This window comes from Humibacillus xanthopallidus, assembly GCF_006716675.1.
Taxonomy (GTDB): domain Bacteria; phylum Actinomycetota; class Actinomycetes; order Actinomycetales; family Dermatophilaceae; genus Humibacillus; species Humibacillus xanthopallidus_B.
Genome location: NZ_VFPM01000001.1, coordinates 159,995 through 175,782, shown reverse-complemented (window position 1 = coordinate 175,782; position 15,788 = coordinate 159,995). Strand labels below are relative to the sequence as shown.

Sequence of the window (15,788 nt, the reverse complement as noted above, 5' to 3'; positions counted from 1 at the left end):
ATCGACGTGAGCAAACGGCGCGGCCGGGGCGGTCGGGGCGGTCGGGGCGGCGAGGGTAGGGATATGTCGCGACTGCTGTCGGACTTCGGACACGAGCTGCCCTCCGCCGCACCCGCCCTGCACCCGCCCAAGGACGCCCGGCTGTTCCGGCACGTCCCGCCGCGGGGGGCCCGCCGCCCCGGCCGGGGGTGGGCATCAGGGGCGGCGCCGGTCTCGACGTGGCGGATGACCTCCGAGCAGGCGCCGGTGCTGTGGCCGTTCATCTCCACCCCCGGTCTGCCGCCAACCGGGGCTCAGATGGGGATCGACCTGCTCTCCGGCGGATCGTTCTACGCCGACCCGCTCGGCTGGGTCCTCGACGACACCGTCCCGGTCACCAACCCCAACATCTTCAGCCTCGGCAAACCCGGCCGCGGCAAGTCCGCCACGACGAAGGCGTTCTGCCTGCGGATGATGGACTTCGGCTACCGCGTCCTCGTCCTCGGCGACCCCAAGGACGAGTACGAGCCGCTCTGCCGGTTCCTCGGCGTGGAACCCTTCGCGATCGGCCACGGCCTGCCGGCACGGATCAACCCGCTCGCGTTCGGTCCGCTGATCACCGGCTGGGACCAGCTCAGCGCCGAGGCCGCGCAAGGCCGCGCGGCGATCGTCTTCGCCCGCTGGCTGACCCTCGTCCGCGGCCTCGTCGGCTCCCAACGCATCGGTGACCGGCGGGTGCCGTTCGGGCCTACCGACGAGGTCGTCGTCAAGGCCGCGCTGGCACACCTGACCGGCTACGCCCACGGCAACACCCGGCTCCGGGAGACGACCATCCCGCACCTGTGGCGGCTGCTCGACGCGCCGACGAGCGAGCTCGTCGCGCAGTGCCGGTACGCCGACGAACGCCACTTCCTCGACGACACCCGGATGCTGCGCGACGCGCTCGGGCAGCTCGTCTCCGGGGCACTGGCCGGCCTCTTCGATGACCACACGACCATTCAGGTGGACTGGGCCGCCCCGATCCAGTCGCTGAGCCTGTCCCGGCTCGAACCCCTCGGCGACGAAGCCGTCGGCATCGCCCTGACCTGCCTCAACTCCTGGGGCCGCGGGATGCGGGAGCTCGCAGCCCCCGGGGACGTGCGGGTCGTGGTCCGCGACGAGTCATGGAAGCAGCTGCGGCTCGGCCCCGAGGCCGTCAAGAGCTTCGACGCGGACCTGCGCCTGTCCCGACGCGACGGGGACGTCCAGTTCGCGATCGCCCACAAACCCTCGGATCTGCTCTCTGCCGGCGACAGCGGCTCGCAGGCCGTCGCGATCGCCAAGGACCTGCTGCACCTGGCCGACATCAAGATCCTGCACGGGCAGGACCGGGCCGTCGCGGCCGAGCTCGAGACGATGCTCGGCCTCGGCCCGATCGCCCGCGACCTCGTCACCGGCTGGGCGATGCAGGGCAAGGGCCGCGCCCTGTGGTGCGTCGGCGACCAGCACTACAAGGTCGCCACCGTCCTGCACCCGATCGAACGGAACCTCACGTTCACGAACCAAGCCCTCGCGGCGGCGGGCTGAAAGGCACTGGCAGTGAAGAAGATCGCCGCGATCCTGCTGCCGCTAGTCCTGCTGGCCGGCATCCCGATCGCGGCCGCGGTGCTGGTCATGGCGGTCGCCGGCCCTGCAGCGGGGGAGCAGCTGCGGACCGTCGCCTGCGGCACCGGCATCCCCGCGACGGGGCAGTGGCGCCCGCCGTTCACCCAGCGGTACACCGTCAGTAGGCGCGGGTTCGGCCAGCAGTTCCACCCCATCCACCTGCGGTGGGAGCACCACTCCGGGCAGGACCTCGTCTCCCAGCCCGGACCGGGACCGGTCGTCGCGATCGGCCCCGGCCGAGTCGCCTTCGCCGGGGTCTCCCGCAACGGCTACGGCAACTACGTCGACGTGACGCACGCCGGCGGGGTCACCAGCCGGTACGGCCACCTCGCCCGGGTCGACGTCCGGCGGGGACAGCCAGTCACGGCCGGGGAGGGGCTCGGCGTCGAGGGCAGCACCGGCACCAGCACGGGCAACCACCTGCACCTCGAGATCCTCGTCGCCGGCGTCGCGACCGATCCCGTCCCGTGGATGCTCGCGCACGGCGCACCCCTCAACGGCGAAGCCGTCACCGCCGGCACGACCGTCACGTCAGCAGCCGCCGCCGGAGGAAGAGGGGGAGGCAACGGCGCGGCGACTGGGGGAGCGGGAGACTCCGTTGACACGGTGATGGAGGGCGGGATCGGGTTCGAGCTTCCCGCGCCCGGCAGCCCGCGGCAGGCGTCGCTGCGCAACCCGCCCCTGCCGATACCGGCCAAGGTGAAGGCGCTCTACCAGGCTGCGGCCGCGAGGTACGCGATCCCGTGGACGCTGCTCGCCGGCATCGGCATGGAGGAGACCGGCCACGGCAGCACCAGCGCCACCTCGAGCGCCGGCGCCCAAGGACTCATGCAGTTCATGCCGGCCACGTTCTCGGCGGTCGGTGTCGACGGCGACCGTGACGGCATCGTCGACATCCGCAACGACGCCGACAGCATCACCTCCGCCGCGAACTACCTCGTGCGTTCCGGCGTCGCCGACGGACCCGACGGCGTCGTCAGGGCCCTGTACGCGTACAACCACGCCACCTGGTACGTCAACGACGTCCTGCACTACGCCCACGCGTACGGCGGCGGCATAGTCCTCGGCGACCCGACCGGATGCGACGCGCCTGCCCTCAACGACGGCGGCGGCGATCCCGCGCTGCCGCCGCTGACCAGCGATCGGGTACGGCAGCTCCTGCAGTGGGCCGGCAGCCAGGCCGGCGACGCGTACGTCATGGGCGCGGGCGGTCCGGACGCGTGGGACTGCTCCTCCCTCGTCCAGGCGGCGTTCGCGCGGATCGGGATCAGCATGCCCCGCACCGCCGGCGCGCAGCGGGCCTGGCTGGCCAAGGGCAACGGCTTCCGCGTCCAGCCCGGGACGGAGCGGCCCGGCGACGTCATCTTCTGGGACTCCTACCTCGGCCCGTCCCGGATCGGGCACGTGATGCTCGTGTGGGACCCCGCGACCCGGACGACCATCGAGGCCCGCTCGAGATCCCTCGGGGTCGGGCACTTCTCCTACGCCGCCGGGCCGGGCCACCACATCTTCGAGATCTGGCGGGTCGGCAACATGGCCGACCAGCCGACCGTGACCAGGTGATCCGGGTGACTCAGGTGATCCGGATGAGGTACCTCCCCGACGAGTCGGCCGACGACCTCGACCAGCCCGCGCCGGGGGAGCTGTCCTGCGACATTGGACTGGATGCCGCCCCGGCCGGCGCTGGTGGGGGTGCTGGTGCGGCTGTCACCGAGGCCGAGCCCGCCCTGCAGGAGCTCGACCCTTCCGACCCGGCGTTCCACTGGCACAGCGTCGTTCGGGCTCGCGGCTGGGCGCAGCCCACCCTCGATGGCAGCAACGGTGGGGAAGATCCGGCGGCCTGGTTGTGGCGCCACCAACGCCTCCACGAGAGCCCTGCACACCCGTCCCCACCCCTGGATCGTCGGGATGGGCGGCGGCGGTGAACGCCCACGCGGGTGGCCGCGGCTTTGGTTCGTGAAGGAGGCCGGTCATGCAGCAGTCACGACGCTCGAACCCGTACCCGTTCACGTGGGAGATCCCGCTGATGCTCGCGGTCACGGTGCTGTTGCTGCTCGTGCTCGGGGTGCAGGCCGGCCGGGCCGGCGCGAACCTCGCCGCCGGCGGCGGTCTCTCCTTCCCTCCGAGAGACGCGCTGCTCACCAGCGTGCCCGGGATCCTCGCCGGAGACGCCCGCGCCGGGCTACCAACAACCACGTCGGGTACGGCGGGCGCGGCGTCACCGGCGGCGGTCCGGGCCTGGGTGGCCGGGGCCGAGCTGATCATCCTCGTGGTGCTGTGCTGGGCGGGGAGGGCGCTGTGGCTGCGGTGGGGACCCCACCGCGTCCACGGGATGGCCAGCAAGGCCGAGGCGCAGACGCTGCTCGGCCGCCGGCGGCTGCACCGCGTCCGGGCCATCACCCGCCCCGACCTCTACGGCAAGGACCGGTCATGATGCCAACCACGTTGACGGGCGCGAGGACGCCGCGATCGCGGCCGTGGTCTCCGTCCAGGGCGCGGTTCGAGCCGACCGATGTGGGATGGCGGCTCGGCACCTCGTCCCAGCCACGCGGGGGGCAGCTGTGGGTGCCGTGGGACCGCACCGCCGGTGTCATCGGCCCGCAGGGCAGCGGCAAGACCCTCGACGCGCTGATCCCTGCGCTGCTGCAGGCGCCCGGCGCGGCGCTGGTGACGATGACGAAGCTCGACGACCTGCTGCTGAGCCTGACGGCCCGATCCACGGGGGACCGGCCGTGTGTCGTGCTCGACCCTTTCGGTGCCGCAGCCGGGTTGCCCGAGCTGGTCTGGGACCCGATCGACGGGTGCGTCGACCCGATGCTCGCCGAGCGGCGCGCGAAGGCGTTCACCGCCGGCACCGTCAAGGGCGCCGTCGCCGGCGGACACGGAGACGACGCCGCCCGGTTTTACGCGGCCGAGGCCGCCAAGGTCCTGCAGGCCTACTTCCACGCGGCCGCGTTGACCGGCCGCACCCTGCAGGACGTGCTGCGCTGGGTCGCGAACCCGCTCAGCGCCACCGACCCGACGGAGATCCTGCGGGAGCACCCGCACGCCGCGCCGTTCTGGCACGGGCTGCTGTTCGGGGCGCTCCGCGGCGATGACCGGACCGCCGGGAACACGATCACCACCGTGCAGCAGACGATGAGCCTGTTTTTCCAGGAGCCGATCCGGCGCCGCTGCGTCCCCGGGCCCGGGCGTCCCGCGACCGATGTCGCCGACGTCATCGCTCGGCGCGGCACCATCTACCTGCTCGGGCGCGAGGACCCCTACGCCAGCGCGTCACCGTTGATGACAGCCGTCGCCGAGCACGTCCTCGACACGGCACTCGCTGCCGCGAACCAGTCCCGGTGGGGCAGGCTCTGCCCGCCGATGCTCGCCTGCCTCGACGAGCTGCCCTCCACCGCACCGCTGCCCACGCTACGCACCCGGATGGCCAACGAACGCGCCCTCGGGATCTCCTTCATCTGGGCCGCGCAGACCCGGCCCCAGCTCACCGCGATCTTCGGCGACCAGGAAGCCCGGACGCTGCTCGGGCTGACGAACACTCTCGTCCTCTTCGGCGGCTCCAAGGACGTCGCCTTCAACCAGGAGATCAGCGACCTCCTCGGACCCGTCAGGGTCGCCCGCACCAGCTGGCAGAGCGGGCACCGCGGCGGACGGAACGTCGCCGGTGAGGACATCCCCATCCTCACCGGCGCCGAGGTCCGCCAGCTCAAGGAACGGCACGCCCTCGTCGTCGCCGAGAACGGCAAACCCATCATCGCCGCCCTGCACCGGTGCGTCGACGGACGCACCGGCCAGCGACTCCTCGCCGAGCAGGCCGCAGCACGCGCCGAGCTGGGCGACCGACGCCGGCTGGTGGTCACCGCGGAGGCCCGCTCCACGGCTGCTCTCGTCGAGGCGCGACGGCACGGCCTGTCCAGCGACACCGAGGACGGTCCGAACGTCACGCCGCAGTTCCCGGTGCGGCGATGAGCATCACCTCCGAGCCCCAGTTCCCGCCGACCCCCATGGTCCGCCCCTTCCCCGAGCCGGGCCGGGGACTGACGCACTGCTACCGCGAGCTGCACCTCGCCGCCAACGGCACCGCCGAGCAGAAGAAAGCCCTTGGCGACCTGCGCATGCTGCCCCGCCCCTGGGACCCCACCAGCATCCGGGAACCCCAGCTACGGCGCGAACTCTGGACCTGGCTCGACCACGTCGTCGCCTGGCTCAACCTCGAATACGTCTGGGACATCGTCGGCATCATCCCGCCCTGCTGGCCCCAGCACCCCCACCTCGTCCACGAGATCGCTGTCTTGGCCGACCAGCGCCGCCGCGCCGGCCTCGGGTTCACCAGCGACGCACTCGAGGAATGGCACCGCTACTCGCTGCCCGCGTTCACCGAACGACTCCGGGTCCGCCTGAAGGACCACTGCGAAGAAGGACACAGCGACTGGCCCGCCCGCGGCCGCTACAACCGCCACGGCGCCGAACGGGCCGTCCAGCAACGCGACACCGTCTACGCCCACGACGAAGCCCTCGCGAAACCCACACGGCGAGACCCCAGCGAAACCCTGCGGCTGCACCTCGTCGACACCGGACACCTCACCCCCGAAGTCGTCGACCTCGAGACCGGCGAGATCCTTGACGACGCCGAGGAATGAGCTAACTCCGACTGCAGGGCACTGGTGGACCGCCGGAACGGACGTGCGTCCTGGCCGAGGATCGCTTGAATGACAGGCCGGGAAGGTGCGTCCAACCGCCCAGATAGGGCGTGCCTCGACTTGTGACACAAGTCCCACTATGAACGCACCCACTTTGGCCGCACGCGGTCGCCTGGATGCAAACGATGCCATAAGCATTAACATTTCAAACGATGCCCCGCATCGTCCCCTAATTGAACTGTCGACGTCTTTGCAGGTCTAGGTTCTTCCCAAGATTCCGTTTTCGTGCGCGAATTATAGCGGTCGGACAATCAAGAAATCTAGGTCCATGGGCCATATCTGTCGAACCGATGTGGGTGCTTCACTGGCATAGCGGGGCGAGGTGCACATATCGGGCTACACAATGCGTAGCCCGTGGTGCGTGCCTCCTCGAGGCGGACGTCGTCCCGTCGGGCTCGTGGCCTCCTGACCAACGCCGGATGCACTCGTGGCGACCGGTGGGGTTGGGATGCCCCGGGCCGGCCCAGAACGGTTCTGGAACACGACAAGGGGCGGTGCAGGTCGAGATGGCTGGATCTCAGGAACTACATCACGACAATGATCGTATGGATGCGGGAGGCCCCGTCTCCGAGATGCCGGGCGTGACGGCGGCGGCCGCCGCCGTGTTGACCAAGCTCGGCATAGAGACCATCTATGACCTTGCCACTGCAAGTGTGTTTCGCGATGCCCGTCGGCTTGTCGCCGCGAGCACCGGATACGACGGTGTTGACGCGCGAGTCGGTGTCGTGCCAGGTGACTTGTTGACGAGTGATCACAGGGCCGTGCCACTTGAGTTGCTGGCAGGCCTCCCGGTGAAAGCCCTGCGCAGGCTGAACGACGTCGGCCCATCGGTGGAACAGGCCCTAGGGACAAGCACGATCGCCGAACTCGCAGCGTGGCGGCCGTATCTCGATGCAGAGCGGTGGCTCAAGATCGGCACCGGGCTCGTGAGTGATGACGCGGGCGAAGTTGATTACGAGGACGTGATTGTCCCGTCTGCAGGCAGATTCCCAACTGAACGAGTTCAGTACCAACGACTCTTCCTAGACAAGGAAGTGGGGACGGTCACGGGGACGGCAGTTCCGGTGGAACAAGGAGGCGCTGTGCCTCTTGTTGATCTGGCACCCGGTCAACGCAAGGCACGGCCCGCACTCGGTGCCCTTGTCACATTCTCTCAGTCTTGGTTCCCGATAGGGACAGCACTCGGCCAATTGTTGCACTCCCTAGCTCTGGCCCCTGGAGAAAGCACGCGCGTGGCCGTTATCGACTGGGCGCGTCAGCTGAAGTCGTCCCTTACGGACACCAGTGCTGACACCGACGTGCTTGTGTCTGATGTGGTCCGAGCGAGGTCCCTCTCCGAGGTCACCCGCGCGGTCGCGTATGAGAGCCAACACGGTTCCTCGGCTTCTCAGTCCCGCAGCTGGGGAAGCGGTGCGGGTTTCTCCGCCGGCTACGGCACCGGCACCGGAGCCGCCGGAAAGGGCAGCTACGGACGGTTGTCCCTTGCTGGGGCCGCTGGAGACGCGCTCGGAATCGGGGTCTCCGCCGGCAAGAGCTCAGCTGGAGGCTCGACGTTCAGTTGGGCGTCCACCTCGGGGATGCGCGACGTCGCCGCTGAAGCGACTCAGCGGCTAACGGACAGCACGCACCAAGCATCCAGCTTGGCCCGTAGCCATTGGGCGTCGTCTGTGCGGGAGGTATCCCAGAGTGAGCAGGAGGAGATATCCACCCGTGCGGTAACCAACTACAACCATCTACACGCACTGACGATCGAGTACTTCGAGGTCGTGCAGCTCTACCGCGTCATCAGTGAACTGGTCGACGTGGTGCCAGCCTTGTTCATCCCTATTCAAGACCCCGACTTCACCGACACGAGCCTCATAGTCCGATATCGGGATACTCTGGCGTCTGCCGCGCTGACACCCGAAATTGCCTCCCTTATCGACCGGGTTGGCTCGAGCGTGCTTCGCTTCCCGCGCGTTCCAAGCATCGTGCCCGTAGAACAATCCAGCTGGCAGAAGGGATTTGGTGCGAATACCGCCTTTGCCGATCGACTGCTACTCCCAGTCGGCTATTCAAGCGTCTCGAGTTCTCTGGGTCTCGTATCCGCGCCTTACTCGTGCATAGACGCCCTTGAGGTGACCTATCTAGATGGGAGCACCAAGGTCATAAGTCCCTCAACGGTCTGGCCTGATGCCGCTCCTCACCGCGTCGCATACTGGTCGAGCATACCCGGGCCCGCGGACATTCGATCTCTCAAGGTGCGGCAGACGTCTCCAGAGGGTGCTACAGGCGTGCTGGCCGTGAACTACACAATCCGTACCGCAGAGACGTCTGCGTTCACGGTCCACGTCATCATCGAGGGGCTCAAGCGAGCGGAGACGATGGTGCCGATTCTCGAGGTTCAGACGCTAAGCCCTGAGGAGGACAGACGCCTTCGCGGACACCTCGTTGCGCACAGTTCCTACTACCAGGAAGCAATTGTCCGCAGTGTCGACGCGTCGACTTGGTTCCGCTCCCTGTCGGCCTACACCTTCAGCGGCAAGCCGTTGCTGAATGTATGCGACCCGGATCCGATCACCGTCACTGGCGGTTACGTTGTTCTCGCGGCGAACATCGAGGATGACCCTCGCTGGCAGTCAATGCTCAAGCAGACCAAACTGCGGTCTGGCGTGAGCCGCGAAACGGTTGTGCCACTGCCCAGTGGCGGGGTCTTCGCGGAGGCTGTACTCGGGCGCAGTACCGGCGCGGAGAAACTCGACATGACGAGATTCTGGAACTGGGCCGACTCGCCCATCCCCATCAGCGCACCCGAAATCGCCGCCCAGCAGAGCGGCAGCAGGGCCCAGCAGGGCGTTGAGTCGGTGAAGATAGAGGGCCAAGCGCCTTCATCCCTAACCATAATGACGCCGCCGCCCGCTCCCGACTTCGCGGGCACCGCTGCAATCTTGGCTGCGGTCAACAGCGGAGGCATGTTCCGAGACATGAGCGGCTTGGCCGCCACGATCGGAGCTGCACAAGCGGGGCTCAGCGGCGCGCTGACCGCAGCACAGGGTTTTGCCGGCGAAGCAGGGGAGAACGCACGCGCGGCGATCGAGGCCGCCAGCAAGAACCTGTCGTCTGCCGCCGGGATGCTCTCCGGCGGGGCCAGCGGTGGGTCGACCGCGAGTGCAGGCACGAGGAACGGCCAGCAGACCGTCTCTGCCACAGGTGCTCGGCTCAACGAGGCTCGACGTCTCGATGACCAAGCTGGCACGATCTCGGTCGTCAAGCCCGGAGCGACCAGCACGCCGCGTCAAGACGGAGTCCTCGGTTTCGATGGAGGCGGGTCAGCCGCGGCGCCAACAGCACCAGGTGCGCCGACGGGCCAGCCCGGCGCAGGCTCGCCCACTGGGCAACTCACCGGACGCAAGGCATGGCCCGGCCTAGACGCCACGACGGTCCTTACCCGCATCCACGAACTCTCTGCCGATGCAAACAAGGTTGACCAAGGACAAGTCGGTCTCTGCACTGCCGCGGCCTTCCTCCACCATGCAATTCAACGCAACTCCGGAGACTTCCAGAAATTCGCTGAGGCGCTTTACGGGGCGGGCGTAGGCTACCTGGGAGAACTCAAAGTGGCACCCGGATCGGACCTGCGCGCGACTGACTTCCACGCGCTTGTGCAGAAGTACGGACCCATGCCGCCGCAGGCTGACTGGATGGTGATGTCAGCCCTCCGAGACAGTGAGAATTGGTTCTTCGACTACGAAGGGGCACCCGATGAGACAATAGCCATGAGCACTTCCGCAAAGGAACTCAGTGAATGGTACGAGGAGACCGGCTATTACAGCAGCGTGCGCATATGCGACGACAGGGACGACGCTGAGATCGGCGGCCTGCGCAGGACCACCGACAACCACCTCGCCTTGTGGATACGCACGTCTCTGCTGCACCCCACCTATGATGGGACGCACATCATCACAGTCGAATCACCCGTAAGCGTAGACCCGACCGCAAACACTGCTTCGTTTGACTACTGGACTTGGGGACAGCCAATCAAGACTCTAATAACGACCTACACTGCCCTGCGCTCGGCCTACCTCGGAGCGATCACCGCGACGTTCTAGTCCGGCAGCAGACCCCGGTATGCGGGCCAAGGACCGAGTCCGTCATCGCATACATTGCCAACTCGGGCCCCTGGGGGCCCTGCACGGCGGGCGTGGGAACGGGCTGTCCATGGGCCTCAATGCCAAGGAGACCCTGACAGGATGAGCCAGTCACGCAGTCGGGGTCAGACGCGCGACCGCAATCTTGCGACCCGACTTCGCCTCGTAGGGGCCGAAGGACGGGTAGGTAGCGACAATGACGTCCTTCCACGCCGCTTCGGACTCGGCTCCTGCCAGCACCTCGACCGACACCGCCTTTCGCTCGCGACCGACCTCGACGGTCGCCGTCGGCGCCGCACGCAGGTTGCGGACCCACTGCGGTTCCTTCGGTTGGCCCCCAGCGGTCGCTGCGAGGTAATAGGCGCCGTCGCGCTCGACGTACGCCACCGGCACCGTGTGCGCCCTCCCGGACTTGCGGCCCGCCACGGTGAGCAGCAGCACTCGGCTTCCTCCCTTGGCCCTGCCGCCGACCGTCCCGCCGGTGCGCCGGTAGATCCACACCGCCACAGCGTTGCTGGCCTTCCAAAACCGCTGTGCCATCGACGCCATGTCATCCTCGCTCACTCCGGGGAGGTCCCTCACAACGAGTCAACCACGGTGCGAGCGCCACAGCTCATGTGTCAGATCCTGAATCGCAGATCACGGTGCGTCTATTCGCCGCCTGTCGACCATCCGCACGGCGGCATTATGCACGTGATCCGGGTGGGTGCCGGGCTCGTTGAGCGGTCCTTCCTCGCTGCCGAGTGTGTGCCGGTGCTGGTCGGTGTCAACGTCGTTCATGCTCGCTGCGCTGCGCGTGCTCCACGTTGACGCCTCGGGCGCACCGGCACGGGGCGGCATGGATCGAGGAAGGCCGTGGTGTGGTGGGGCGGGCGGGCGGGGTGGGGTGGTCATCTCAGGAGGCCTCGTGGTGGGTGCGGTCGAGGAGCTTGGTGAAGAGCTCGGCTCGGTGGGTCTGTCCCTTGGCGGCGGCGTCGTCGTGCTGGGCGAGCAGGGTGGGCCGGAACTCGATGCTGGTCTGGAAGAAGGTGCAGGTCTCGCAGATCGACTCGAAGGCGCAGTCGAGCGTGGGCGGCCTGGTGCAGTAGCCGTTTCCGAGGTGGCGGTGGTGCTCGCGGGACAGCCGGGCCAGGTTCGGCCCGAGCACGTCGGCCGGTACGGCGCGGGCCTGCTCATAGAGGGCGTCGACCTTCTCGGTGACGGCGAAGTACTCGTCGGCCACGGTGCGGTTGGCGATCTTGGCGTAGCGCAGCGTCATGTCGAGGGAGCGGTGCCCGAGCATCGCGGCGATGGCCTCGAGGGACATGCCGCGGTTGATGGCTTGGGTGGCCAGGGTGTGGCGCAGGATGTGGGGGTGGATGTGGCCCAGCCCGGCTGCGGCGGCGACGTTGTTCAGGATCCGGGTGACGGAGTGCCGGTCGGCAGGTCGGCCGTTCTCCCTGGGCAGCAGCAGGGGGTGGCCGGGCGGGACGTGCTCGCGGCGGTAGTCATCGATCAGCGCCACGAGCTGCGGGTGTAGGGGCAGGTAGCGGTCCTCGCGGAGCTTGCCGACCGGCACGTGCAGCCACGGGCCGGAGCCGATCAGGACGACGGCGTCGGCGCGCAGCCCGGTGAACTCGCCGACCCGGAGCCCGGTGCGCAGCAGGACTTCGACGGTCACGCGCACGAGCAGCCGGGGGTCGTTGTGCGCTGCGCGGAGCAGCTGCGCCGCGGCGGCGTCGTCGAGGGCCTTGGGCAGCGGGTGGTCCTGGCGGGGCAGGTCGCCGGGGAACATCGGGACCCGGGGCGGGGCCTGCTCCCAGCCCCATTCGTCGATCCGGACGAAGAACATCCGCAGCGTCCCGAGCCGGTGCGCGAGGGTCGCGGTCGAGGCGCGGGGCTGGTGCTGCCCGGGCCGGGCGGCCAGCCACGGCTTGTATCCCTCGATGTGGCGGCGGGTGACCATGGCGACGGTGGTGACCTCGGGGGCCTGCTCGAGCAGGAACCCGGCGAACGAGCGCAGCGCCTGGTCGGTGTTGCGAACGCTGCCCGGGCGCAGCACGCAGCCGATCTGCTCCAGGTAGCGGCGCATCGTCGCGGCCAGCTCCGGACGTGCCGCGTCCAGCTCGGCCCAGGTCCGCATCGGCGCCATCCCGTTGTGGCCCCGGGGATTACCGCTCGGCGAGCCAGGCGCCGGGCCAGAGGTCCCTCGCCGCTTGATCGACGTGCTCGTCGCGGTGCTCGCCATCGTCGTGGTGGTCATGGCCGGCTCCCGAGGGTCGCGTCCGGGTGGCCGGCGAAGACCTGCGCGTCGATGACCTCGGCGGCCTTGCGGTACTGGCTGGCGAGCCAGTCATCGGCCAGGTGCAGATAGATCCTCGTCGACTCGATCGAGGCGTGCCCGGCCTGGGCCTGGACGGCCTCGAGCGCCATCCCGGCCTCCCGCAGCCGGGTCAGGCAGGTGTGCCGCAGCTCGTGACAGGTCCCGTGCGTCAGCCCGGCCCGCCGCCGCGCCCCAGCCAGCACCTCGTCGATTCCCCTGACACTCAACGCCTTTCCACGGTTCGGACCCTTGAGGACGACGAACACCCGGTCGGTGCCATCGGTGCCATCGGTGCCATCGGTGCCGGAGGTGCGCGGTCGTTCCGCCTCCAGATAGCTGGCCAGCTCGGTGAAGAACCGGGAGGACACCGGAACGAGCCGCTGGTGCCCACCCTTGCCGTCGGCGATGAACAGCCGGCGCTCGGCCACCCGCACGTCCTGCATCCGCAGCCCGAGGACCTCGCAGCGACGCAGCCCACCGAGCACCATCGCCGCGACCATCGCCCGGTCCCGGTGGGTGCGCAGCTGGGCCGGGAGCGCGTCGACCTCGGCCGGGGTCAGGATCCTCGGCAGCCGCCGGACCCGACGCGTCAACGGCACCCCCTGCCCAGGGCGAGACCGCTCGCGACGGGTGGGCAGTCCCCGCGGCACCGGGTTCGCGGCCACGTCCCCACGGGCCTGCAAGTACCCGAAGAATCCCGAGATGCTCGACAGCCGCCGAGCGACCGTGCTCGTCGCGACCCCCGCCGGCTCACCGTCGATGGCGACCGCCGCGACCAGCCCCGACTCGATGCGGCCGGTCCGCTGGGCGGTGATGAACCCGAGCACATCAGCCGGTACGACCTCGGGCGGGTCCTTCGCCACGACGGTGAAGAACACCCTCAGGTCGTACGCCGCAGCCAGCACCGTGTTCGGCCGGCACCGACCCTCCAAGAACTCCAGATAGTCGTCCACCAGCGGCACCCCGAGGCGGACCACCACCTCCCCAGACGGCCGACGAGAACGGATCAGACACGGATACAAGACAGGCATTTCAGGCCCTCCAACATCAGAGGCGAACAGCCACCACGGCTCATCGAAATGTCCTGCAAGATCACGTGCATAACAAGCATGAGCGGACATCGGGATCCCTCTAAGAGGAGCCCACGCGGCCGACTCCCGTCATGGCCGCCCAGAACAGGGAGATTGCGGCCGCGCCGCCAAGCGCAGCAGCGCTCGTGCCGATCAACCACGGACGCAGGGGGGCCAATGCCTTCAGGCGGCTCATCCACCGAGCCGCCACGAACGCTATTCCCAAGCCAACCGCCGCTGCGAGCAGAAGCCCGAGGGCGGGCAGCCCCAATGCCAGGGTGATGGCCCACGGCGTCTGCTGGCCCCCGAGCGCTTCCGCAGCGAGACCGACAAAGAGCAGAGAGAGGTAGGCAACAACAACGGCGGCGCCTGCCAACGGCACAACCCAGACCCAGCTGACTCCGACGGCCCAGCGCGCGACAGCCTTCGTACGATCGCGTGAGTCTTGCAGTCCCGACGCCGTCTTGTCGGCCCCCACGGGCGAGTTCATCGCATCACCGTATCCGGGCCTACCGCCTTCGGGGCACGAAGGTTTCGACCCGGTGGCTGCTGGGTTGTGTCGCCCGCTATTCGGCAGATCCGGTTTCATCACGCACCTCACGAGGTGGCCGCACGGCTCGGCACCGGCGCGCAAGGGACTGCTGACGATCTGGTTGTCACGCGGGGTGTGGTGTTTCAGGCCGCGTATGCGGCGTGGTTGAGGGTCTCAAACTCGATCGGGGTGAGCTTGCCCAGGGCGCGTTGGCGGCGTCGGCGGTGGTAGGTCCGCTCGATCCAGGTGACGATGGCCAGGCGTAGCTCGTGGCGGGTGCGCCAGCGCCGCTGGTCGAGCACGTTCTTCTGTAGCAGGGCGAAGAAGCTTTCCATCGCGGCGTTGTCGGCGCTGGAGGCGACTCGGCCCATCGAGCCGGACAGGCCGTGGCTGGTCAGCTCGTGGACGAAGCGGCGGGAGCGGAACTGGCTGCCGCGGTCGCTGTGGACCACGCAACCAGCCACTACGTTCGCTCCGCCGCGGCGGGCCACCGCCATCCGCAGCGCGTCGACGGCCAGGTGCGAGGTCATCCGCTCGTCGATGGAGTAGCCGATGATCCGGCGGGACCACACGTCCTTGACCGCGCACAGGTAGAGCTTGCCTTCGGCGGTGTGATGCTCGGTGATGTCGGTCAGCCACAGCTGGTTCGGGCCGGCGGCGGTGAAGTCGCGCTCGACGAGGTCCTCGTGGACCGGGGGCCCGGGCCGTCGGGAGGTGCCGCGTTTGCGGGCGTGTGCGGAGATGATCCGGGCCTGGGAGCACAGCCGCCAGACCCGCCGCTCGGACACCTCGTGACCGGCCTCGGTCAGCTCGTCGGCGATGAACCGGTACCCGAAGCCGGGGTCCTCGGCGTGGATGGCGTAGGCGGCGTGCGTGGCGTACGCATCGACCAGTTCGCGTCGCTGACCGGTGCAGCGCACCACGCGTAGAAGGCTTGGCGGGAGAATCCGAGCACCCGGCAGGTCACCGCGACGGGGATCGCGTCAGCGGCGAGGTCACGGACCAGCGGGTAGCTCATTTTGGGGACTGGCCCAGCTTCAGGTTCGCTTGGGAGAGGTACGCGGCGGCCCGGCGAAGGACCTCGTTCTCCTGTTCCAGCAGGCGGTTTCGCTTCTTCAGCTCGCGAAGCTCCTCGGACTCCTGCCGTGTCGTGCCGGGTCGGATCCCGTCCTCGACGTCGGCGCTCTTGAGCCAGCCACGCAGGCAGGACTCGGAGATCCCGAAGTCCTTGGCGACCTGAGCGATCGAGGCCTCGCCGCGTCGGGCGACGGCCACGACGTCCTCGCGGAACTCCTTGGGGTGGGCTGCAGGCATGTCGACAATCCTTCCAGCGGCGACCTTCGTCGCCACAGATCAGGTGTCAACCAGACCGTCAGCAGTCCCCAACGGGATGCGTCTTTCGCCGCGAGCTGACCACGCCTGTGTCCGCGT

11 protein-coding genes and 1 pseudogene are annotated in these 15,788 nt (G+C 68.7%); 7 read left to right on the top strand and 5 right to left on the bottom strand.

The window, feature by feature from the left end; all coding sequences use genetic code 11:
* The first annotated feature begins 63 nt into the window (after positions 1–63).
* The 7 genes from FBY41_RS00780 to FBY41_RS00750 all read left to right on the top strand — a co-directional run bounded on the left by FBY41_RS00780 (position 64) and on the right by FBY41_RS00750 (position 10,414).
* The gene (locus tag FBY41_RS00780) at positions 64–1,545 is read left to right on the top strand and encodes an ATP-binding protein (RefSeq protein WP_141841532.1); all 1,482 of its coding nucleotides are present in this window, start codon (positions 64–66) and stop codon (positions 1,543–1,545) included.
* A 12-nt stretch (positions 1,546–1,557) separates the two neighbouring features.
* Positions 1,558–3,186, top strand: coding sequence for a peptidoglycan DD-metalloendopeptidase family protein (locus FBY41_RS00775; RefSeq protein WP_141841531.1), 1,629 nt, complete (start codon positions 1,558–1,560; stop codon positions 3,184–3,186).
* 23 nt (positions 3,187–3,209) lie between these two features.
* Positions 3,210–3,548 carry a hypothetical protein gene (locus FBY41_RS00770; protein ID WP_141841530.1) on the top strand — a complete coding sequence of 113 codons (339 nt, stop codon included), beginning with the start codon at positions 3,210–3,212 and terminating at the stop codon, positions 3,546–3,548.
* Between the two features lie 47 nt (positions 3,549–3,595).
* Positions 3,596–4,057, top strand: coding sequence for a hypothetical protein (locus tag FBY41_RS00765; RefSeq protein ID WP_141841529.1), 462 nt, complete (start codon positions 3,596–3,598; stop codon positions 4,055–4,057).
* Between the two features lie 131 nt (positions 4,058–4,188).
* The gene (locus tag FBY41_RS00760; RefSeq protein WP_260439482.1) at positions 4,189–5,595 is read left to right on the top strand and encodes a type IV secretory system conjugative DNA transfer family protein; all 1,407 of its coding nucleotides are present in this window, start codon (positions 4,189–4,191) and stop codon (positions 5,593–5,595) included.
* Positions 5,592–6,266 (top strand): hypothetical protein, encoded by a 675-nt coding sequence (locus FBY41_RS00755; protein ID WP_141841528.1) that lies wholly within the window; start codon positions 5,592–5,594, stop codon positions 6,264–6,266. The genes FBY41_RS00760 and FBY41_RS00755 overlap by 4 nt, the downstream gene beginning before the upstream one ends.
* 605 nt (positions 6,267–6,871) lie before the next feature.
* Positions 6,872–10,414 carry a hypothetical protein gene (locus FBY41_RS00750; RefSeq protein WP_141841527.1) on the top strand — a complete coding sequence of 1,181 codons (3,543 nt, stop codon included), beginning with the start codon at positions 6,872–6,874 and terminating at the stop codon, positions 10,412–10,414.
* A gap of 150 nt (positions 10,415–10,564) precedes the next feature.
* Here FBY41_RS00750 and FBY41_RS00745 read toward each other — a convergent pair whose 3' ends face one another.
* The 5 genes and pseudogenes from FBY41_RS00745 to FBY41_RS00725 all read right to left on the bottom strand — a co-directional run bounded on the left by FBY41_RS00745 (position 10,565) and on the right by FBY41_RS00725 (position 15,671).
* Positions 10,565–10,993, bottom strand: coding sequence for a nitroreductase/quinone reductase family protein (locus tag FBY41_RS00745; protein ID WP_185748824.1), 429 nt, complete (start codon positions 10,991–10,993; stop codon positions 10,565–10,567).
* Positions 10,994–11,348: 355 nt separating this feature from the next.
* Complete coding sequence (locus FBY41_RS00740; protein ID WP_141841525.1) at positions 11,349–12,695, bottom strand: tyrosine-type recombinase/integrase; 1,347 nt, start codon at positions 12,693–12,695, stop codon at positions 11,349–11,351.
* Positions 12,692–13,876: a tyrosine-type recombinase/integrase gene (locus tag FBY41_RS00735; protein ID WP_260439481.1), complete on the bottom strand. Its 1,185-nt coding sequence runs from the start codon at positions 13,874–13,876 to the stop codon at positions 12,692–12,694. Before FBY41_RS00735 ends, FBY41_RS00740 begins: the two co-directional genes overlap by 4 nt.
* A 10-nt stretch (positions 13,877–13,886) precedes the next feature.
* The gene (locus FBY41_RS00730; protein ID WP_141841524.1) at positions 13,887–14,315 is read right to left on the bottom strand and encodes a hypothetical protein; all 429 of its coding nucleotides are present in this window, start codon (positions 14,313–14,315) and stop codon (positions 13,887–13,889) included.
* 185 nt (positions 14,316–14,500) lie between these two features.
* Positions 14,501–15,671, bottom strand: a pseudogene (locus tag FBY41_RS00725) (IS3 family transposase).
* Positions 15,672–15,788: the final 117 nt, after the last annotated feature.

Bases quoted from the DNA above. Each gene is read 5' to 3' on its own strand.
- FBY41_RS00780 (WP_141841532.1), top strand. From the start codon at position 64: ATGTCGCGACTGCTGTCGGACTTCGGACACGAGCTGCCCTCCGCCGCA.
- FBY41_RS00770 (WP_141841530.1), top strand. From the start codon at position 3,210: ATGAGGTACCTCCCCGACGAGTCGGCCGACGACCTCGACCAGCCCGCG.
- FBY41_RS00765 (WP_141841529.1), top strand. From the start codon at position 3,596: ATGCAGCAGTCACGACGCTCGAACCCGTACCCGTTCACGTGGGAGATC.
- FBY41_RS00755 (WP_141841528.1), top strand. From the start codon at position 5,592: ATGAGCATCACCTCCGAGCCCCAGTTCCCGCCGACCCCCATGGTCCGC.
- FBY41_RS00750 (WP_141841527.1), top strand. From the start codon at position 6,872: ATGGATGCGGGAGGCCCCGTCTCCGAGATGCCGGGCGTGACGGCGGCG.
- FBY41_RS00745 (WP_185748824.1), bottom strand. From the start codon at position 10,993: ATGGCACAGCGGTTTTGGAAGGCCAGCAACGCTGTGGCGGTGTGGATC.
- FBY41_RS00740 (WP_141841525.1), bottom strand. From the start codon at position 12,695: ATGACCACCACGACGATGGCGAGCACCGCGACGAGCACGTCGATCAAG.
- FBY41_RS00735 (WP_260439481.1), bottom strand. From the start codon at position 13,876: ATGTCCGCTCATGCTTGTTATGCACGTGATCTTGCAGGACATTTCGAT.
- FBY41_RS00730 (WP_141841524.1), bottom strand. From the start codon at position 14,315: ATGAACTCGCCCGTGGGGGCCGACAAGACGGCGTCGGGACTGCAAGAC.